Genomic DNA, 18358 nt, shown 5'->3' on the forward strand with positions numbered 1-18358 from the left:
CTGTGATCGAAGTGCGGCCCGGCGGCAGGCGGCGGATCGACCGCGTGCTCGGCCCGGGGTACCTCAGCGGCCTGGGTGAACTGCCGCTGAAGGTGCTGCGCGAGCGGCGCGACGAAGCCGCACAGGAAGAGACCGACCTCTCCTACCTGCGGCGGCTCCTGCACGCCCGGATCGACATCGTGCGCGCGGAACAGGCGCGGCGCAGTTCCGGCGGCGAAGCGAGCATCGTCGACCAGCTGGCGACGATCCTGGCCGACAACGCGCTGGGCCCCGCGGCGGGATCCGGACGGCACCAGCAGCTGGAGCCCTCCCGCGCCGGCGAGCACCGCCGCCACGCGGAGGCCCTGATCGGCGACACGGACCTGACCGACGTCGAGACCCTGTCGGACGAGAAGCTCGCTTCCGCTTTGGACACCTACGCGCGCGAAGAGCTGTCGGTGTCGTCCTTCCGCCGCGAGGTCCAAGGCGTGATGGACACGCTGAACGCGGAGATCGCCCGGCGCTACCAGCAGGGATCGGCCACAGTGGACGAGCTGCTGGAGAACGAGGGTGGCCGCGCCGAGTGACCAACCCCGTGCTCGCCGAAGTCGTCCGTTCCGGCTTCGTCGAAAGCGTCCACAGAGGCGCGCTCGTGGTCACCGGCCCGGAAGGTTCGGTTCGGCTGGCCCTGGGAGACGTGGTCTCGCCGGTGTACCCGCGGTCGTCGAACAAGCCGCTGCAGGCGGTCGGCATGCTGCGCGCAGGCCTGGACTTCACGGGCGAAGATCTGGCGCTGGCGTGCGCGTCCCACTCGGGCGAGCCCGGCCACGTGAAGCGGGTGCTGGAGCTGCTCGAGGCGGCCGGCCTGCGCGAAGACGACCTGGCGTGCCCGCCGGACTTCCCCCTCCACGTGCCGAGCATGCGCGACGCGGCCGAGCCGCGCCGGGTGCTGATGAACTGCTCGGGCAAGCACACGGCGATGCTGACGACGTGCGTCCGGGCCGGCTGGCCGGTGGCTGGGTACTCCGCGCCGGACCATCCCCTGCAGCAGGCGATCGCGTCGTGCGTTGCGGAGCTGACCGGCGAGCCGATCGCCCACACGGGTGTCGACGGCTGTGGCGCGCCGCTGTTCGCGTTCTCCCTGACGGGGTTGGCTCGGGCTTTCGGCCGGATCGCCGGTGCTTCCGAGGGCCCTTCGGCGGAAGTGGCTTCGGCGATGCGGGCGCACCCGTGGCTGGTGGCGGGGACGGGACGCGAGGACACGGCGCTGATGTCCGGTGTGGAGGGTCTGGTCGCCAAGGCCGGCGCGGAGGGCGTCCAGGCGTTCGCGCTGCCGGACGGGTTCGCGGTGGCGATGAAGATGGACGACGGCGCGAAGCGGGCTTGCGCGCCGCTGGCGGTGGAGGCGCTGCGGTACCTCGGGGCCGACGTGTCGGGGCTGGCGGAACTGGGCCGGCCGATCGTGTCCGGTGGCGGGCGTGCGGTAAGCGAGATCCGGGTGCCGCAGCTGCGCTGACGGACGGCGGTGGCCTTGCTGAGCAGCCCCCGTTTTCCACGCTACCGGGAGGCACCGACAGTTCCGGGGCGGAAAGCCACCGGGCCGTCCGGTTGTCCCCTAGTTGGCGCGTTCGCGGGCGGCCACGTCGCCCCAGAACTCCCGCAGGTCCGAGAACAGTTCGGCCAGCTCCTCGACGTTGCCCGAGCGCAGGGCGTCCAGGATGTCGTGGACCTCGTCGGCCGTGTTGTCGGCTTCCAGGACCGGGTCCGTGAACAGCTGCACCAAGCCGCCGTAGTCGAGCTCGACCACCGAGTCCGCGTGGAAGTTGTCCAGCCACCGGCGCGTCTCGAACAGCACGCGGCCCGGTCCGGAGTCGCCGAAGGTCTGCTCCAGCAGTTCGCCGGCCTCGCGGGCGCGGTGCTGCGCGTCGGCGAGGGTCGCCCGCCAGGACAGCTCGCGCTGGGGGTCGGCGCGGCCGTTCCCGAGCACCAGGCGCCGCTCTTCCGGCTCGATCAGCACGAACCACGGCAGCGGGACGGTCCAGGTCGTCGACAACGTGTGCGCCGCCGACGTGCTCAGGTCCACCATCGCCGACTTCGTCCGCGCGCGGATCGTCTCCTGGGTGAAGCCGCCTTCGTCGAGGACGACGTTCTTCAGCGCCGGGTGCGCGTCGCCGAGGAAGGTGACCAGCGCGGCCGCCGAGCGGGCCCGCAGCTCAAGCGGGCAGACGAGCGGGCCGTGCCCGGCCTTGCCGCCGGGCACGTCCGCGGGATCGAGCACCAGGACGTCGGTCAGCAGGCTCGGCGCCGGTCGGCCGTCGGCGAGCTCGGCGGGCAGCAGCCGCCGCGGCGCGGCCACCTGTGACCTGAGCCACATGGCCTGCTCACGCGCGCCCGCGTCCGTCCGCCGCAGCTTGGCCGCGGCGACGGCCGCACGCAGCCGCTCGTCCGGCGGATCGGCAAGGGCGAGCAGCGGTTCGTACACCCGCAGGTAAGCCACGAAGGGACGAAGCACGGGTAGATCGTGGCACGTCTACCTGCACCGATCGCCACCGACCGGCCGGTAACCGGTGTCCGGCGAACACTGTCGCGACCGGCACACCGTGCCACGTCGCATCGAACCCCCCGGACACGGTACGGTGTGACCAGGAAAGAATTGTCGAGACGATGCGGGGCCGCCGATTCCCCCGGCCGCCCCGCCCCTGTGCGAGGGGGTCGAGCCATGGGGCGCGGCCGGGCTAAGGCCAAGCAGACGAAGGTGGCGCGTGAGCTCAAGTACAGCTCGCACGAGACCGACTTCGATGCTTTGCAGCGCGAGCTGTCGAGTAATTCCTCGGGTAGTCATTACGAGGAGTCCGACAGCGAGGATCCAGACCCGTACGACGACGGGTACGACGAGTACCGCCGTTGAGCACGCGTAACCGCGCGAGGGCGCAGCCGGGCCACGTCCGGCAACCGCCCTCGCGCGTCGCGTGCTGCCCACAATCGCGTCCACAGTGTCTTCCGGACGAGTGTGTCCGGAAGAGGCGCGCGGGCTGCGAAGCGATGAAGGAGTGAGCCGGTGGTAAGTCGGGTTGGAGTCGTCGGGGCGGGCCTCATGGGGTCCGGCATCGCCGAGGTGCACGCACGGTCCGGGTTGGACGTCGTGATCACCGAGGTGAACCAGCCGGCGCTCGACGCAGGCCGGGCGCGCATCGAGAAGTCGCTGCAACGCGGCGTCAAGAGCGGCAAGCTGACCACCGAGGACGCCGACGCGGCGCTCGCCAGGCTCCGGTTCACCACGGACATCGCCGAGTTCGCCGACCGCGACCTGATCATCGAGGCGATCCTCGAGCAGGAGCAGGCGAAGGTCGACGTCTTCCGCCAGCTCGACAAGATCGTCGAGGCCGAGGACGCGCTGTTCGCGTCCAACACGTCGTCGATCCCGATCATGAAGCTGGGCATGGCGACGAGCCGGCCGCAGCAGGTGGTCGGCATCCACTTCTTCAACCCGGTGCCGGTGCTGCCGCTGGTGGAGCTGGTGCCCTCGCTGCTGACCAGCGAGGAGACCGCCCGCCGCGCGGAGGAGCACGCGACGACGGCGCTGGGCAAGACCGTGATCCGCTCGCAGGACCGCGCCGGGTTCATCGTGAACTCGCTGCTGGTGCCGTACCTGCTCTCGGCGATCCGGATGATCGAGTCGGGCTTCGCCTCGGCCGAGGACATCGACCGCGGCATGGAGCTGGGCACCGCCCACCCGATGGGCCCGCTGCGGCTGTCCGACCTGATCGGGCTGGACACGATCAAGGCCATCGCGGACTCGATGTACGCGGAGTTCAAGGAGCCGCTGTACTCGTCGCCGCCGCTGCTGCTGCGCATGGTGGACGCGGGCCTCCTCGGCAAGAAGACCGGCCGAGGCTTCTACTCCTACGGCTGACCGAACGTCACGGGCGCATCGAAGGCGGCCCGCCTGGCGGCGCGCCGCAGCACGGCCAGGACGGCCGGCCCGAGCAGCACGATCGCGACCGCGTTGGTGATCGCGCGGCCGGTGTCCCAGCCGAGGGTCGACGTCACGACGGTGTAGACGGCGAACCGGTGCAGGTTGTCGGCCAGCGGCGCACCGGGCACGAAGCCGAGTTGAGTGCTGTCCCCGGCGAGGAACGGCCACGACCACAGGCTCATCAGCAGCCCGAAGAAGTAGGCGGCGAGGACGCCGTAGCCGACGAGCAGGGCAATTTCGCCTTTGCCGCGCAGTTTCCGCGGAAGCAGCCCGGCACCGAGCCCGATCAGCGACGACGCCAGCATCTGGAACGGCAGCCACGGCCCGACACCGGCGGTGAGCAGCGCACTGGTGAACAGCGACGTCGAGCCGAGCACGAACCCGAACCCGGGCCCGAAGACCCGCCCGGCGAGCACGAGCAGGAAGAAGACCAGCTCGATACCCCCGGTACCGGCGCCGAGAGGCCGAAGCCCGGCGTTGACGGCCGAGAGCACGCCGAGAAGGGCGAGCGCCTTGGCATCGATGCCGCCCCGGGAGAGCTCGGCGAGCACGACCAGGATGAGCACCGGCAGGGTCGCCATGAAGACGAACGGGGCATCGGCGGAGTGCGCGGCCGCGGTCGGCTGGGGGTGGGCGAGCAGAGGCCAGCAGAACATGGCCAGCCCGAGGAGGCTCGCGACGGTGAGGATGAGCGCGGGCCGCGGAGTCAGCCGGACAGCGCGGGGCGGTGGGCCGAGGAAGTCGGTCATGCCGGGGTCACCGCCGCCGCTTCGGGAGCGCCGGCGGATGGGCCTGGGCTGACCGGCGAGATCCGCGGAGCAACGGCCGGTCGTGCGGCGGCTGCGAGCTGGCGGCGGACTGTGGGCGCCGGAATCCGCGAGGCATCGCCGAGCGGCCCGAGCCCCTCGGTCGCCACGCTAAGCAGCGGGGGATTGTTCCGCGGGAGCCGGCCCGGCAGGTCGAAGTGCGCAGCGGGGTCCGCCGGCCCCTGCGGCGCGCCGACAGCGGCGAGGCAAGTGTCGGCGCCGGAGTGGTCGCGCGGCTGCGCGGCTGGCCCAACCGCAGCCCCCAGACCAGCGCTCAAGCGACGGCCCACCAGCGGGGCACCGTCGACCGCGGGCCGCAGACCAGCGGCGGAATGCGCTCGTGGGCTTCGGCCCCCCGCCCGCCCCCGCCCCTCCCCACCCGCCCCAACCTCCGCGTGCTCATGCCAGCGCTTCCGCTACCTCGTCCACCGTCAGCCACTGCTGCGGGGCCAGGATCTTCGCCACCTGGGGGGCAAAGGCCGGCGAGGCGACGATCACCTCCTTCGTCGGGCCGTCGGCCACCACCTCGCCCTCGGCCATGACCACCACGCGGTCGGCCACTGTCGCCACGAACTCGACGTCGTGCGTTGCCAGCACTACCGCGTGGCCCTGCGAGGCCAGCTCTCGCAGGGCTGCCGCGAAGCGCCGTTTTGCGTGGTAGTCCAGGCCGCGCGTCGGCTCGTCGAGCAGGACCAGCGGTGGGGCCGACGCCAGCTGGATCGCCAGCACCAACGCCAGTCGCTGCCCTTCCGAAAGGTCGCCGGGGTGCGCTTCACCGGCGATTCCCGGGGCGAGCCTGTCCAGCAGGGCCCGGGCCGTTCCCGCCGGGACCTCCGACTCGGTGTCCGCCTGTGCGCACTCGGCGTCCACCGAATCGAGGTACAGCAGGTCGGCCGGGGTCTGCGGGACCAGGCCCACGCGCTGACGGGCCACTCGTGGCTTGAGCGCTGCCGGGTCCGCTCCACCGACGTCGACCTTCCCCGCCGACCTCGGGCCGCTGCCCTGCACCGCCCAGAGAAGCGACGACTTGCCGGAGCCGTTGCGTCCCATCAGCGCGACCACCTCGCCCGGTCCGACACGCAGGTCGACCCCGCGCACCGCCGGGACATCTCCGTAGCGGACCACCACCCCTCTCACATCCAGTGCCGAACCGGTCACCGAGAGACTACGAGCCACCACCGACAATTTCTGAAGGCGAGCGCGCAGCGGCCCCGCGACCCGCCGCGCGTCCCGCACCGACAGCGGCAGCGGCGACCAGCCCGCCAGCCGCCCCAGCTCGGCGATCGGAGGTGCGATCGACGACGTCGCCAAGATCTCGGCCGGCGGTCCGGAGCGCACCGAACCGTCGCCCGGCAGGTACAGCAGCCGGTCGGCGTACTGCGCCACCCGCTCCATCCGGTGCTCCGCGACGATCACCGTCGTGCCCAGGTCGTGCACCAGCCGAGTGATCGCCGCCAGCACGTCCTCGGCCGCCGTCGGGTCCAGCGCCGAGGTCGGCTCGTCCAGCACGACGACGGCCGGGTGCGCCGTCAGCACCGAACCGATCGCCACGCGCTGCTGCTGACCGCCCGACAGTGTCCGAAGTGGACGGTTGCGCAGCTCCGCGATGCCCAGCAGGTCCAGCGTCTCCTCGACGCGCTTGCGCATGACGTCCGGCGGCACCGCCAGCTGCTCCATCGCGTACGCGAGTTCCTCCTCGACGGTGTCCGTCACGAACCCCGCGAGGGGGTCCTGCCCGACGACGCCGACGACCGAAGCCAGCTCCCGGGGCGGGTACCGAGCCGTGTCGAAGCCGGCGACGACGACCCGGCCGGAAAGCCGGCCGCCGGTGAAGTGCGGGACGAGCCCGTTGAGCGTGCCGAGGAACGTCGACTTGCCCGCCCCCGTCGGCCCCGCGACCAGGCACAACTCGCCCTCTTCGATCAGCAGCGACACGTCCGACAGCACCGGCCGCGAGGCGTCCGGGTAGGTCACCGTGACCCGCGAAAACTCGATCATCGGACGACCTCCAACGACGGCGGCGGCGGTGCGACGACCGCCGGCAGCGCCGCGACCAGCACGGACACCACGTGCACCCAGGAAACCTCCGGCCAGCGCAGCGGGCTCAGCGACGGGAACAACCGGCCCGGATCGATCCGCGCGGTCGCGAACAGCAGCGCGCACGCCCCGACGCCGGCCGCCACGACCAGCGTCTCCGGCCACCGCCACCGGTCCGGCCGGTACGCCGTCCGCCGCACCCGGCGGCCGCCGAGGACGAAGCCGGCGACGGCCACGGCCAGCCCCGCCGCCAGCAACGGCACGCCGAGCCAGGACGACGTCCCGTCGAGCACGCCGTAGACGCCGACGCACACGCCGGCCAGCCCGGCCAAGACGCAGGACGCGATCAGCACCCGCAGCCGCACACCGAGATAGGCCCGGCGGCCGTAGCCCCGGGAATCCATCGCGGCCGCCAGCCGCAGGGACCGGTCCATCGCGTCCTCCAGCACCGGCACCACGATGCCCTTGACCGCCCGCAGCCCGCGAGTCCGGCCCGCCCGCAGCCGCCGGGCGCGCCGCACGCGCTGGACGCTCTCGACGAGCTGCGGGGCGACCGTCAACGCCACCGTCACCGCCGTGCCCACCTCGTACAACGCGCCCGGGACCGCCTTGAGCAGGCGTTTCGGGTTGGCCAGGGCGTTCGCCGCGCCGACGCAGACGACCATCGTCGCCAGCCGCAGACCGTCGTAGAAACCACCGAGCAGCTCCTCCGCCGACACGGACCCGAACAGGGACAACCCGGCGGCGAGCGGGATCCGCGGCGGCGTGAACAGCACGTGCCCGCCGTCTTCGTCGCCGATCAGGATCCGGAACAGCACCCGCGAGGCGACGATCAGCGCGCCGACGTAGACGTACAGCCGGAACGCCAGCGCCCAGGGCGCGTCACTCCGCCGGTTCGCGACGACGAACCCGGCGACGGCGATGATCAGGCCGAGCAGCAGCGGGTTCGTCGTCCGGCTCGCGGCCACGGCCAGCGCGAGCGCCCAAGCCCACCAGGCGCCGGGGTGCAGGGCCCTACGGTTCACGCCGGCGACGGCGACGCGACGAGATGAAGACTCCGGCGGCCCCGAGGACCAGGAGCACCGCGACGCCGATCACGAAGCCCCACGGGAAGTCGATTTCGCCGGCCTTCGAGACGTCCGGGACAGCCGTCCCGGCCTGCCGGACCGGCGGCACGCGCGGCGGCGCCGGGAGGTCGTTCGCGGACTTCGGCCGCGCGAACGCCCACCCTTCGAACCCGTCGGGCGCCGGTTTGGCCGTCTGAGCGCCCTCGTGGCTCGACGTCCAGCTGCCGCCGGCCGAGGCGTGCCAGTAGCTCCAGTACGCCGTCGCCGACGGCATCCCCGCGCACGACTCGACGTCGGGGCCGGGCTTGCCGTTGATCCGGCAGGCCACGGCGAGGCCGTACTTCTGCGAGCCTGCCACGTCGATCCCGGCCTCCTGCAGGGCCGCGATGCCGTTCGCGGGCGTCCCGGCGGCGCAGCGGACCAGTGACCCGGGGCCCAGGTCGCCGAAATCGACGACCACCGTCACGCCGCCGCCCGCCGGGCAGGCCCCCTCGGTGCCCGTCGCCGAAGCGGGCGCGACACCGATCAGACCGGCGGCGAGCAGCACGGCGGAAGCAACGGCGAGACGGAAGGCGACCATGCAGGCACTTTAACCACGCCGGCCGCCGCCGCAGGTGCGGTTCCGAAGCGACGCGGGACACACCTAGACTGCGGGCCGTGGGACAGCTCATCGCGGACGGACAGCTGCGCGTCGGCCTGATCGGTGCCGGCCCGTGGGCGACGACGATCCACGCGCCCGGATTGGCGGATCACCCCGGCACGGCGCTGACCGCGGTCTGGGCCCGGCGGCCGGAGGCGGCGCAAACGCTTGCGGAGACGCACTGCGCGACCGCCGCCGGCAGCGTCGAAGAGCTGTTCGAGCAGGTGGACGCGGTCGCGTTCGCCGTTCCGCCGTCGATCCAGGCCGAGCTGGGCGTGCGCGCCGCCGAGGCCGGGAAGCACCTGATCCTGGAGAAGCCGATCGCTGCCGATCTCGACGGCGCGCGCCGGCTGGCCGACGCGGTCGCGGGCGCCGACGTGGCCGCGCTCGTGATGCTGACCTTGCGTTACTCGGCGCAGACCCAGGAGTGGCTCGCCGGTCTCGCCCAGGCGGGCGGCTGGGCGGGCGGCGGTGCGCGCTGGCTGTCCGGCGCGCTGCTGGGCGGCCAGTACGCCGCCTCGGAATGGCGGCAGGACGATGGCGGCGCGCTGTCCGACATCGGCCCGCACGCCCTCGACATGCTGGACGCCGCGCTCGGCCCGATCACCGAGGTGGTGGCGGCCCGGCGGAGCCCCGGCGACCTCTGGCACCTGATGCTGGCGCACGACGGCGGCGTGGTCAGCACGGCCACGCTCTCGCTGCGGCTGCCGGTGCAGCCGACGGTCGTCGAAGTCGCGGTCTGGGGAGAGCACGGTTACCGGACGCTCGGGCGCAAACCGGGCTCCGCGCAGGAGTCCTACACCGCACTGCTGGACGACTTCGCGGCGATGATCGCGAGCGGCACGACGACGCACCCGTGCGACGTCCGGCGCGGTCTGCACCTCCAGCGGCTGCTCGAGCAGGCGCGCGAACTGGCCGCGAAGTAGTACACAGGGCAGCCTCACGCCTTTCCGTTGCGCCGCAACGCCTTCACGCTTCCCCGCCGAATTCATCCACAGGTTGTCCACAGGCTCCACTGTGGACAGTGTGCCCCCTGACCGAACCACGGCAGAACAATCGGCGCCACCGGAAAGATCACCGAATAGTGCGGTCGGCTCGAAATGCCGAGTCGATCTTGTGATGCGAAGGTGATCTTGCAAGGGGTCGATGTACTGCGCACCGAAGGTCTTGAGGGGTTCGAGAAGGGAGGCGCATGGGAGCTCTGCTGCGCGCCTTCTGGGGGATGCTTCCGATTTCGGCCATCGCGCTGCCGTACGCGCTGCTCGGCTGGCCACTGCTCGCGGCGAGGCGCCGCCGGAGAATGAGCGGCCGCCGCGCGAGCGCGACGGCCGCCGTCGACTGTACTGTCTTCCTCGTCGCTTTCCTGGTGTTTTGCCTGGTCACGATGCCCGTCGGCGGCTCGGCCGAGAGCACGCTGGACCTCGTGCCCGGCGCCGACGTCACCGCCGCGCTCAGCAGCGACGGATCACTCTGGCAGGTGGTCGGCAACGTCCTGCTGCTCGGCCCGCTCGGCGCGCTGCTCCCGCTGCGGATCCGCCGCCTGCGCACGCTGCTGCGGATCGCACTGGCCGCGCTGGCCGCGTCCGTGCTGATGGAAGGTACGCAATATCTGATCCACACCGGCCGCGTGACGTCGGCCGACGACATCCTGCTCAACACGGCGGGCGCGACGCTCGGCGCGACACTGAGCCGCCGGGGCTGGCGCACGCTGGACGCGGCACCGCCGGTGCCGGTGGCGATCCCGCAGCCGCGCCGCGCCATTTGCGAAGCTCCGACGCGCACGCTGCGGGTGCCCAGATCGGTCTGGGACACGCGCTATGCGGCCATCGCGCACCCGGAACGCCGGTAAATCCGGTTGCCGGCCGTGCGACCATGGCCTCGAAGAGCCACTTCGACTTCAAGGAATGACTGCCTATGCCTGGCGCCGTCTCCGGCGTCGGCCCCCGCTAGGCCCGACGCCCAGCGACCAGTCCGCGTGCCCGTTCCGAGGGCCGCGGTTCCTTGACGTGCTTTTCGAAAGGCTCACATGTCCGCTATTCAGGCCTATGTCCGCACGACGGCGCCGCGCGGCCGCGAGACCGAGCAGGTCGGCCCGTTCCTCGCCACCTACTCGCCGGGCACGCCCCACCCGATGCTCAACTATGCGATCCCGGACGACGGCGCGCAGCCGACGGCGGCCGAGATCGACGCGCTGACCGCGGCCTACCGGCGGCGGGACCTGCTCCCGCGGCTGGAGTACTTCACCGACGTCGCACCCGACCTGGAGAAACTGCTGGTCGAGGCGGGGTACGAGCTCGAACGACGGGTACCGCTGATGACGTGCGCGCCGGCCGCGCGGGTCGACAAGCCGGTGCCGGCCGGGATCCGGCTGCGGGTGCCGGAGTCCGCCGAGGACTTCCGGCGCATGCGGTCGGCGCAGAACACGGCGTTCGGCGAACCCGCGGAAATCGGCGACGAAGAGGTCGAACACCTGAAAGCCGGTCGGCAAGCCGGAGTGCGGCACCTCCTGGCGGAGGATCTCGCGACGAAGACGGTGGTCGGCGGCGGGCTCGCGCTCGAAATCGTCGAAGGCACCACCGAAATCGCCGGGATTGCCGTGGTCGACCCTTATCGCGGCCGCGGGATCGCCGCGGCGCTCACCGCGCACCTCACCCGCGAGGTGCACGAGGCGGGCGCCCACACGGCGTTCCTCACCCCCGGTGACCTCGGGATCGGAAACGTCTACGCCCGCGTCGGCTGCCGGCCGGCGGGCGAGTGCGTGCACCTCTCGCTGAGTTAGTCCTCGAAGCGGCCGGAGCGGCCTCGTTTCACGTCGCTCCGGCGCTTCTTCGACGCCAGGCGGCGCTCCTTAGAACCGCGGGACGGCTTCGTGGGGCGCCGCTTGGCGGGCGGCGGCGCCGACGCGTCGAGCAGGAGGTTCGCCAGCCGGCCGCGCGCTGCCTCGCGGTTCTGCAGCTGCGACCGGTGTTCGCTGGCGGCGATCGTCAGGACGCCGTCGACCAGCCGCGAGCCGAGCCCGGTCAGCACCCGGTCACGCAGGTGCTCGGGGATGGACGGCGACGCAGCGACGTCGAAGGACAGCTCCACCCGCGAGTCGGTGGTGTTCACGCCCTGCCCACCCGGGCCGGACGAGCGCGAAAAGCGCTCGCTCAACTCGGCTCCCGGGATCGTGAACCGGGAGCCGACCACCACGTCTTCGGCTGCCACACCTCAAGTGTGACAGCCGCGAGCAAGGACGTTTCAGAAGCGGGGGTGATCACCCGAGAGCACCGCGCGCGGGCCGTCGACGTCTTCGGCGGGCTGGACGTCGCCCAGCACCCACGCCGGGACGTGCCGCGCGGTCAGCATGGCCAGCGCCCGGTCGACGTCTTCGGCGCCGACGATCGCGACCATGCCGACCCCCATGTTGAACGTCTTCTCCAGCTCGCTGCGCTCGACCTTGCCGCGCTGGCCGATCACCGCGAACACCGGCGCCGGCGTCCAGGTGCCGCGGTCGAGCCGGGCGACCAGGCCGCGCGGCATGACCCGGGCGAGGTTGGCTTCCAGGCCGCCGCCGGTGATGTGCGCGAACGTCCGGACCTCGGTCTCCGCGGCGAGCGCGAGGCAGTCCTTCGCGTAGATCCGCGTCGGCTCCAGCATCTCCTCGCCGAGGGTGCGGCTGAACTCCTCGACGTACCCGCCGAGCGGCATCCGGGCGATGTCCAGCAGCACGTGCCGGGCCAGCGAGTAGCCGTTCGAGTGCAGGCCCGACGAACCGAGAGCCAGCACGACGTCACCCGGACGGACCTTCTCCGGCGAGAGCAGCTGCGACGCCTCGACGACGCCGACGCCGGTGGCCGACATGTCGTAGTCGTGCTCACCCATCAGGCCCGGGTGCTCCGCGGTCTCGCCGCCGAGCAGCGCGCAGCCGGCCAGGACGCAGCCCTCGGCGATGCCACCGACCAGCGCGGCGATCTTCTCCGGGTGCACCTTGCCGACGGCGATGTAGTCCTGCAGGAACAGCGGCTCGGCACCGGTCACGACCAGGTCGTCGACCACCATCGCGACCAGGTCGATGCCGACGGTGTCGTGCTTGTCGAGCGCCTGCGCGACCGCGATCTTCGTGCCGACGCCGTCGGTGGACGACGCGAGCACCGGCTCCTTCCACTTGTCGAGCTTCAGGGAGAAGAGCCCGGCGAAACCGCCGACGCCACCCATGACCTCGGGCCGCGTCGCCCGCTCGGCGTGCGGCTTGAGCAGCTCGACGGCTTTGTCGCCGGCGTCGATGCTGACGCCGGCGGCGGCGTACGTGGCGCTCGTGGACTCGCTCACGGTGGAAGGACTCCCTACTGGAAGGAACTGCTAGGGACGCCGGACGGCGTCTTCGGCACCGTACCCGGCGGGGCTGACGGGAGTCGCCGCGCCATTGACCGCGTCGAGGCTTTCGAGCAGGTGTTTCCCGATCAACGCGTCCTCCGGCAGCGGGATCGGGTACTCGCCCGAGAAGCACGCCGTGCACAGCCGCGACTTCGGCTGTTCCGTGGCCGCGACCAGGCCGTCCAGCGAAATGTAGCCCAGCGAGTCGGCCCCGATCGAGCGGCGGATGCCGTCGAGGTCGACGCCGTTCGCGACCAGCTCGGCCCGCGAGGCGAAGTCGATGCCGTAGAAGCACGGCCAGCGCACCGGCGGCGACGCGATCCGGACGTGCACCTCGAGCGCGCCGGCCTCCCGCAGCATCCGGACCAGCGCGCGCTGGGTGTTGCCGCGGACGATCGAGTCGTCCACCACGACCAGGCGCTTGCCGCGGATGACGTCGCGCAGCGGGTTCAGCTTGAGCCGGATGCCCAGCTGGCGGATGGTCTGCGACGGCTGGATGAACGTGCGCCCGACGTAGGCGTTCTTCACCAGGCCGGTGCCGTAGGGGATGCCGGAGCCCTGCGCGTAGCCGATCGCGGCCGGGGTGCCCGACTCCGGCACCGGCATCACGAGGTCGGCCTCGACCGGCTGCTCGGAGGCGAGGCGGCGGCCGATCTCGACGCGGGTGGCGTGCACGCCGCGGCCGGCGATCGTCGTGTCGGGGCGGGCGAGGTAGACGTACTCGAAGACGCAGCCCTTGGGGTCCGGGTTCGCGAACCGGGACGAGCGCAGGCCCGCGGCGTCGATGGCGATCAGTTCACCGGGCTCGACCTCGCGGACGAAGGACGCGCCGACGATGTCGAGGCCCGCCGTCTCGCTCGAGACGACCCAGCCGCGCTCGAGCCTGCCGAGCACCAGCGGGTGCACGCCGTGCGGGTCACGCGCCGCGTAAAGCGTGTTCTCGTCGGCGAACACCAGGCAGAAGGCGCCCTTCAGGGTGGGCAGCAGCTCCATGGCCGCGGCCTCGATGCCCTTGTCGGCGGCGTTCGCGGCGAGCAGGCCGCAGATCAAGTCGGAGTCGCTGGACGAGCCGGTCAGGCCCGCGTGCGGCTTGAGCCCCGCTTCGATGGTGCGTTCGCGCAGCTCGGCCGTGTTGACGAGGTTGCCGTTGTGCGCGAAGGAGAGGCCGCTGCCGGTCGCGGTGGTGCGGAAGATCGGCTGGGCGTTCTCCCAGATGGTCGCGCCGGTGGTCGAGTACCGGCAGTGCCCGACGGCGATGTGCCCCTGCAGCGACTGCAGGATCTGCTCGTCGAACACCTGGCTGACCAGGCCGAGGTCCTTGAAGACCACGATCTGCGAGCCGTCGGAGACGGAGATGCCGGCGGCCTCCTGGCCCCGGTGCTGCAGGGCGTAGAGGCCGTAGTAGGTCAGCTTCGCGACTTCTTCCCCGGGAGCCCAGACGCCGAAGACGCCACACTCCTCACGAGGTTCCGGGTCGGGCTGGTCGGACACGACTTGCGGGTCGGAAACCACCGAGGAGCTCCTGGGAAGACGTGGTCAGGCCGTTTTCAGTGTAGACGGTCCGGACATGCGTCAGGCCCCGCCCGGCGTGGTTCTGACCACTTCGGACGGGGCCCGCAAGCCTGTACCGTCAACACGCATCCGGCAGCGAAAGGATCTCCGACAGCACCTGCGCGCCCTCTCCGCGGCGGCGCCACAGCCACCGCTCCGGCTCGAAGATGTTCTCTTCGGAGCCGGGCATCCTGGTCGCCACGACGTCGTCCTCGGCGTTGAGCCGGACCACGTCCACCACGTCGTCGTGCACCCGCACGCCGACGACGGCGAGGACTTCACCGCGTTCGTCGGCGGGGTGGACGAACTGGTAGCCGCGGGCCACCAGCTCCTGCAGTCCGGTTTCGATGTCGAAGACGGGGGCGACGGCCTCAGCCGAGGACATCGTCGAATTCACCGTCCTTCGCGCCCGCCAGGAACGCCGCCATTTCGGCGCGCGTGTACACGAGCGCCGGGCCGGTGGGGAACCGCGAGTTGCGCATCGCGATCTCCCCGTTGGACAGCGGCGCGACCTCGACGCAGTTGCCGTATGCACCGCTGTAGCTCGCCTTGCGCCACTCGGCCCCGGACAGCCGATCGGCCGGGATGCCGTTCTCGAATCGCTCAGCCATGTTCCCACCTCTCGATGCGGAAAGCTCCAGGGCGATGCATATGCATGTGCATCTGCCCGCGTATTCGAGGTTAGCACGTGTGACTGCAAAGTTAAATGCACGTGCAGAATTTCTTGCAAAGTTCGCCGACGGTAAGAATCGGCGGCCTGCCGTTAACCTATCGGGTGGCAGACAGGTTCCCGAACGGCGTAATCGCTACTGTTGGTTACCGATCGCCGGGGCCAAAACCGTCGGCGAAGCGAGGACAGCGGTGGCTAGATCTCCTGGCGGCGCTTGCCGAGCATCGACCGGCTCCGCTCGGGCGTCTCCGCGTCGACCGCCAGCATGTCCAGCGCACGGCTGTATTTCTCGATCTCTTCGCGCTTCTCGATGTAGTGCGCGCCGGTCATGTATTCGACGTAGGCGATGTTCGGCAGTTCCGGCTCGCCGAACCGCAGCAGCGAAAACGCGTGCTCCGCGGAGAGGCCGCTGCGCGTGTACGGCAGGACCTGGATCGACACGTGCGGCAGCGCGCTCATCTCCAGCAGGTATTCGATCTGCTGCTTGAGGACCTTCATCCCGCCGATCGGGCGGTAGAGCACCGATTCGTCGAGCACCATCCAGACCCGCGGCGCGTCCGGCCTGCTGAACATCTTCTGCCTGCGCATCCGGAGCGCGACCAGCTGGTCGACCCGCTCGTCGGCCATTTCCGACCGGCCGTGGCTGAAGATCGCCCGCGCGTACGGCTCGATCTGGAGCAGGCCCGACACGTAGAGCGGCTCCCAGATCTGGATTCGCGCCGCGGCTTCTTCGAGGCCGACGAGGTCGGTGAACCAGTTCGGCATGGTGTCGCCGAAGCGCCGCCACCAGCCGGGCTCGTTCGACTGCTTGACCATGTCGAGGAACGCCCGGCGCTCGTTCGGGTCGTCGACGCCGTACATCGTCAGCAGGTCGGTGACGTCGCGTTCCTTGAAGCCGACCCGGCCCAGCTCCAGCCGGCTGATCTTCGACTCCGACCCGCGGATGTTGTAACCGGCCTGCTGACGGGTGATGCCGGCCTCTTCACGGAGCCGGCGCAGCTGCGAGCCCAGGATCATGCGGCGGGCCGTGGGGCCGATGTTCTGTTCAGCTGCGGACGCGTTCACCGCGTTCATTCCCGGCCCTTCCGCGCTCACGTCACCAGGGGGTCCTAGCCCGACTACCGAAAGTACACGTTGGGCCGTCCTGCGCAAAGAGGTGACCCGGTTTACCGCATGCGTGCGGAGTCCTACTCTACGTAGAGTACGAGACTTTCGACACAGAACTTGCGAGGTTCAAGATGCCCGACGCCGCGACCCGGACCGAACGAGTTCCCGTGGGGGTCGACCCGACCCGAGCGAGCATCGCGCGCGTCTACGACGCCTTCCTGCTCGGGAAGGACAACTACGAGATCGACCGGGAGGTCCTGCACAAGGTGCAGAAGGCCGCCCCGGAAGCGCAGGACCTCGCGTTCGAAAACCGCGGCTTCCTGATCCGCGCCTGCCGCTTCCTGGCCAGCCAGACCGGCATCACCCAGTTCCTCGACTGCGGCTCCGGCCTGCCCACCGCCGAGAACACCCACCAGGTCGTCCAGCGGATCAACCCGGAGATCCAGGTCGTCTACGTCGACAACGACCCGGTCGTGCTCGCCCACGGCCGCGCGCTGCTCGAAGAGAACGAGAACACCCACTTCGTCGCCGAGGACATCTTCGAGCCGCAGCGGATCCTCGAGAACGAGGTCGTCCGGCAGCACATCGACTTCACGGAGCCGGTCGCCCTCCTCCAGATGGGCACGCTGCACCACTTCAACGGCACCCCGGAACGGCCGGCGGAGATCATGAAGGAGTACATCGACGCCCTGCCGTCGGGCTCCTTCGTGGCGATCTCACACTTCTTCGACCCCGAGGACGAGGACTCCGCGACCGCCCGCAAGATGGAGGACTTCTTCCTGCACAGCCCGATGGGCTCGGGCACTTTCCGGAGGCAGCAGGAGATCGAGGCCCTGTTCCCCGGCCTCGAAATGGTGCCCCCGGGCGTGGTCCGGTGCGCCGACTGGTGGCCGGACGGCCCGCGGCTCAAGGAGCTCAACGTGGCCCAGCGGACCATCGCGGGCGGGATCGGCCGCAAGCCCTAGCCTTCCCACCCCCTCAAAGGCGGAGCAGCGGGAGCCAGTGGGACAGGTCGGCCCGGGTGCCCGACGCGGACACCCGGCCGTCGGCCACCGCCGTGGTCCAGTCCAGTTGCCCGGTGGCCAGTTCGAGCCACGTGCGCGGGTCGGTCTCGATCACGTTCGGCGGGGTGCCGCGGGTGTGCCGTGGCCCGTCCACGCACTGCACCGCGGCGAACGGCGGCACCCGGACTTCGACCGTCCGGCCCGGCGCGTCGGCCGCCAGCGCACGCAGGGACAGGCGCACCGCCGCGGCCAGTTCCGGGCGCGCCGGAGCGGGCGCTTCGCCCTGCAGCCACGGGGAAATCGCCAGCACCGCCGCACGTAACTGTCCGGGGTCGACCGAACGCGAAGAGGCCATGGGCAAACAGTAGAGTGGCGCACCAAGACGTGGCAGGCACACCCGAGAACGTGGGGATGACGATGGCGCAGCGGGACGAGGCGGATCGGATGGTTTCGCAGCAGCCCACCGGAAGCGGAGCCGATCGCCCCGGGAGGCACGGCAAGCACAACCGGGCCTCGCGGCGCGAAGGCCGGCAGGCGCGGCGCACCGGCAAGCACGGCACGCCCGAGATCACCGCGGAGATGCGCGCGAACGCCCGCGCCAATCCCGACAGCTGGCTGTACGTCATCGACGAGGCCTTCGACCCGAACGGCCCGGTGCCGTCGTGGGCGGTCGTCGGCGCGTACCCGGTGAACGGCGTCGGCGACGTCGTCGCCGACTTCCACCCCAACGACCGCTACCGGCCCTCGCCCAAGGCGCTCGGCTTCCCGGAACCGGCGAACGACCTCGAGCACCTGCTGCAGCTCGTCCGGACCGAACACCGCCCGGCGTCGGACCTGCCGAAGGTCGTCCTCGACGCGACGCTGTTCGTCTACGCGATGTCGCCGGTGCAGCGGACCGTCATCGGCTTCCACAACACCGACGGCCGGGTCATGGTGCCCGCCTACACCCGCAAGTCGCTGGTGCCGCGCGAGTGGCCGCACGCGCGGGCCGTGCTCGGCCGCGACATCGTCGACCTGCTCGGCGGCCACCCGGTCGCGATCAACCCGCACGACCTCATCACCGCGGTCGTGCCGGCGGAGCACCTGCTGAAGGCCGTCGCCGACGAGCGGCGCTGACCTGCGGGGGCCACCCCATCGAGTGATCATCGACTCGCCGATCCGGCGA

Annotated in this window: 21 protein-coding genes; 9 read left to right on the forward strand and 12 right to left on the reverse strand. The window is 71.2% G+C overall.

Features of this window, described 5'->3' with window-relative positions; genetic code table 11:
• The first annotated feature begins 2 nt into the window (after positions 1 to 2).
• Together ISP_RS46210 and ISP_RS46215 are read left to right on the forward strand one after the other, a co-directional pair.
• Positions 3 to 566, forward strand: a complete 564-nt coding sequence (locus tag ISP_RS46210; protein WP_013230729.1) for an RsiG family protein — start codon at positions 3 to 5, stop codon at positions 564 to 566.
• Positions 563 to 1495, forward strand: a complete 933-nt coding sequence (locus tag ISP_RS46215; protein WP_013230730.1) for an asparaginase — start codon at positions 563 to 565, stop codon at positions 1493 to 1495. The genes ISP_RS46210 and ISP_RS46215 overlap by 4 nt, the downstream gene beginning before the upstream one ends.
• A gap of 99 nt (positions 1496 to 1594) precedes the next feature.
• Here ISP_RS46215 and ISP_RS46220 read toward each other — a convergent pair whose 3' ends face one another.
• Positions 1595 to 2491, reverse strand: a complete 897-nt coding sequence (locus tag ISP_RS46220; protein WP_014467854.1) for a hypothetical protein — start codon at positions 2489 to 2491, stop codon at positions 1595 to 1597.
• Positions 2492 to 2698: 207 nt separating this feature from the next.
• Here ISP_RS46220 and ISP_RS46225 point away from each other — a divergent pair, with 207 nt between their 5' ends.
• Positions 2699 to 2887, forward strand: coding sequence for a DUF3073 domain-containing protein (locus tag ISP_RS46225; protein ID WP_013230732.1), 189 nt, complete (start codon positions 2699 to 2701; stop codon positions 2885 to 2887).
• A 150-nt stretch (positions 2888 to 3037) separates the two neighbouring features.
• On the forward strand, positions 3038 to 3892 hold the full coding sequence (locus ISP_RS46230) for a 3-hydroxybutyryl-CoA dehydrogenase (protein WP_194295265.1): 855 nt from the start codon (positions 3038 to 3040) through the stop codon (positions 3890 to 3892).
• Here ISP_RS46230 and ISP_RS46235 read toward each other — a convergent pair.
• From ISP_RS46235 to ISP_RS46250, 4 genes are all read right to left on the reverse strand, one after another.
• On the reverse strand, positions 3883 to 4704 hold the full coding sequence (locus tag ISP_RS46235; RefSeq protein WP_013230734.1) for an ECF transporter S component family protein: 822 nt from the start codon (positions 4702 to 4704) through the stop codon (positions 3883 to 3885). The two genes, ISP_RS46230 and ISP_RS46235, sit on opposite strands and share 10 nt — an antisense overlap.
• Before the next feature lie 456 nt (positions 4705 to 5160).
• The gene (locus ISP_RS46240; protein ID WP_013230735.1) at positions 5161 to 6759 is read right to left on the reverse strand and encodes an ABC transporter ATP-binding protein; all 1599 of its coding nucleotides are present in this window, start codon (positions 6757 to 6759) and stop codon (positions 5161 to 5163) included.
• Positions 6756 to 7823: a CbiQ family ECF transporter T component gene (locus tag ISP_RS46245; protein WP_161790914.1), complete on the reverse strand. Its 1068-nt coding sequence runs from the start codon at positions 7821 to 7823 to the stop codon at positions 6756 to 6758. Before ISP_RS46245 ends, ISP_RS46240 begins: the two co-directional genes overlap by 4 nt.
• Positions 7813 to 8445 (reverse strand): hypothetical protein, encoded by a 633-nt coding sequence (locus ISP_RS46250; RefSeq protein WP_013230737.1) that lies wholly within the window; start codon positions 8443 to 8445, stop codon positions 7813 to 7815. Before ISP_RS46250 ends, ISP_RS46245 begins: the two co-directional genes overlap by 11 nt.
• Before the next feature lie 77 nt (positions 8446 to 8522).
• Here ISP_RS46250 and ISP_RS46255 point away from each other — a divergent pair, with 77 nt between their 5' ends.
• From ISP_RS46255 to ISP_RS46265, 3 genes are all read left to right on the forward strand, one after another.
• Positions 8523 to 9431, forward strand: coding sequence for a Gfo/Idh/MocA family protein (locus ISP_RS46255; protein ID WP_013230738.1), 909 nt, complete (start codon positions 8523 to 8525; stop codon positions 9429 to 9431).
• 266 nt (positions 9432 to 9697) lie between these two features.
• Positions 9698 to 10354, forward strand: a complete 657-nt coding sequence (locus ISP_RS46260; RefSeq protein WP_013230739.1) for a VanZ family protein — start codon at positions 9698 to 9700, stop codon at positions 10352 to 10354.
• A 177-nt stretch (positions 10355 to 10531) separates the two neighbouring features.
• Entirely contained in the window at positions 10532 to 11284 is a 753-nt protein-coding gene (locus tag ISP_RS46265) for a GNAT family N-acetyltransferase (protein ID WP_013230740.1), read from the forward strand.
• Here ISP_RS46265 and arfB read toward each other — a convergent pair.
• From arfB to ISP_RS46295, 6 genes are all read right to left on the reverse strand, one after another.
• The gene (arfB, locus tag ISP_RS46270; RefSeq protein WP_013230741.1) at positions 11281 to 11697 is read right to left on the reverse strand and encodes an alternative ribosome rescue aminoacyl-tRNA hydrolase ArfB; all 417 of its coding nucleotides are present in this window, start codon (positions 11695 to 11697) and stop codon (positions 11281 to 11283) included. The genes ISP_RS46265 and arfB overlap by 4 nt on opposite strands.
• Before the next feature lie 48 nt (positions 11698 to 11745).
• Positions 11746 to 12816, reverse strand: coding sequence for a phosphoribosylformylglycinamidine cyclo-ligase (gene purM, locus ISP_RS46275; protein ID WP_013230742.1), 1071 nt, complete (start codon positions 12814 to 12816; stop codon positions 11746 to 11748).
• 30 nt (positions 12817 to 12846) lie between these two features.
• A complete protein-coding gene (purF, locus tag ISP_RS46280) occupies positions 12847 to 14373 on the reverse strand; it encodes an amidophosphoribosyltransferase (RefSeq protein ID WP_013230743.1) in 1527 nt (508 codons plus the stop codon).
• A gap of 118 nt (positions 14374 to 14491) precedes the next feature.
• Positions 14492 to 14797, reverse strand: coding sequence for a hypothetical protein (locus ISP_RS46285; protein ID WP_013230744.1), 306 nt, complete (start codon positions 14795 to 14797; stop codon positions 14492 to 14494).
• Entirely contained in the window at positions 14784 to 15023 is a 240-nt protein-coding gene (locus tag ISP_RS46290; RefSeq protein WP_013230745.1) for a DUF397 domain-containing protein, read from the reverse strand. The genes ISP_RS46285 and ISP_RS46290 overlap by 14 nt, the downstream gene beginning before the upstream one ends.
• A 254-nt stretch (positions 15024 to 15277) precedes the next feature.
• Entirely contained in the window at positions 15278 to 16156 is an 879-nt protein-coding gene (locus tag ISP_RS46295) for a helix-turn-helix domain-containing protein (RefSeq protein WP_013230746.1), read from the reverse strand.
• Positions 16157 to 16356: 200 nt separating this feature from the next.
• Between ISP_RS46295 and ISP_RS46300 the strand changes: the two genes are divergently transcribed.
• Positions 16357 to 17154 (forward strand): SAM-dependent methyltransferase, encoded by a 798-nt coding sequence (locus tag ISP_RS46300; RefSeq protein WP_014467855.1) that lies wholly within the window; start codon positions 16357 to 16359, stop codon positions 17152 to 17154.
• Between the two features lie 13 nt (positions 17155 to 17167).
• Here the strand turns inward: ISP_RS46300 and ISP_RS46305 are convergent, their stop codons facing one another.
• Entirely contained in the window at positions 17168 to 17548 is a 381-nt protein-coding gene (locus ISP_RS46305; RefSeq protein WP_034284386.1) for a sterol carrier family protein, read from the reverse strand.
• 56 nt (positions 17549 to 17604) lie between these two features.
• Between ISP_RS46305 and ISP_RS46310 the strand changes: the two genes are divergently transcribed.
• Entirely contained in the window at positions 17605 to 18309 is a 705-nt protein-coding gene (locus ISP_RS46310) for a type VII secretion system-associated protein (RefSeq protein WP_265049932.1), read from the forward strand.
• Positions 18310 to 18358: the final 49 nt, after the last annotated feature.

It is taken from the genome of Amycolatopsis mediterranei (genome assembly GCF_026017845.1).
GTDB classification, from domain to species: Bacteria; Actinomycetota; Actinomycetes; order Mycobacteriales; family Pseudonocardiaceae; genus Amycolatopsis; species Amycolatopsis mediterranei.

What these genes read in the sequence shown, in the direction of transcription:
- ISP_RS46225 (WP_013230732.1), top strand. Translation starts at nt 2,699, where the DNA reads ATGGGGCGCGGCCGGGCTAAGGCCAAGCAGACGAAGGTGGCGCGTGAG.
- ISP_RS46235 (WP_013230734.1), bottom strand. Translation starts at nt 4,704, where the DNA reads ATGACCGACTTCCTCGGCCCACCGCCCCGCGCTGTCCGGCTGACTCCG.
- ISP_RS46240 (WP_013230735.1), bottom strand. Translation starts at nt 6,759, where the DNA reads ATGATCGAGTTTTCGCGGGTCACGGTGACCTACCCGGACGCCTCGCGG.
- ISP_RS46250 (WP_013230737.1), bottom strand. Translation starts at nt 8,445, where the DNA reads ATGGTCGCCTTCCGTCTCGCCGTTGCTTCCGCCGTGCTGCTCGCCGCC.
- ISP_RS46260 (WP_013230739.1), top strand. Translation starts at nt 9,698, where the DNA reads ATGGGAGCTCTGCTGCGCGCCTTCTGGGGGATGCTTCCGATTTCGGCC.
- ISP_RS46265 (WP_013230740.1), top strand. Translation starts at nt 10,532, where the DNA reads ATGTCCGCTATTCAGGCCTATGTCCGCACGACGGCGCCGCGCGGCCGC.
- ISP_RS46285 (WP_013230744.1), bottom strand. Translation starts at nt 14,797, where the DNA reads ATGTCCTCGGCTGAGGCCGTCGCCCCCGTCTTCGACATCGAAACCGGA.
- ISP_RS46290 (WP_013230745.1), bottom strand. Translation starts at nt 15,023, where the DNA reads ATGGCTGAGCGATTCGAGAACGGCATCCCGGCCGATCGGCTGTCCGGG.
- ISP_RS46295 (WP_013230746.1), bottom strand. Translation starts at nt 16,156, where the DNA reads ATGAACGCGGTGAACGCGTCCGCAGCTGAACAGAACATCGGCCCCACG.
- ISP_RS46305 (WP_034284386.1), bottom strand. Translation starts at nt 17,548, where the DNA reads ATGGCCTCTTCGCGTTCGGTCGACCCCGGACAGTTACGTGCGGCGGTG.
- ISP_RS46310 (WP_265049932.1), top strand. Translation starts at nt 17,605, where the DNA reads ATGACGATGGCGCAGCGGGACGAGGCGGATCGGATGGTTTCGCAGCAG.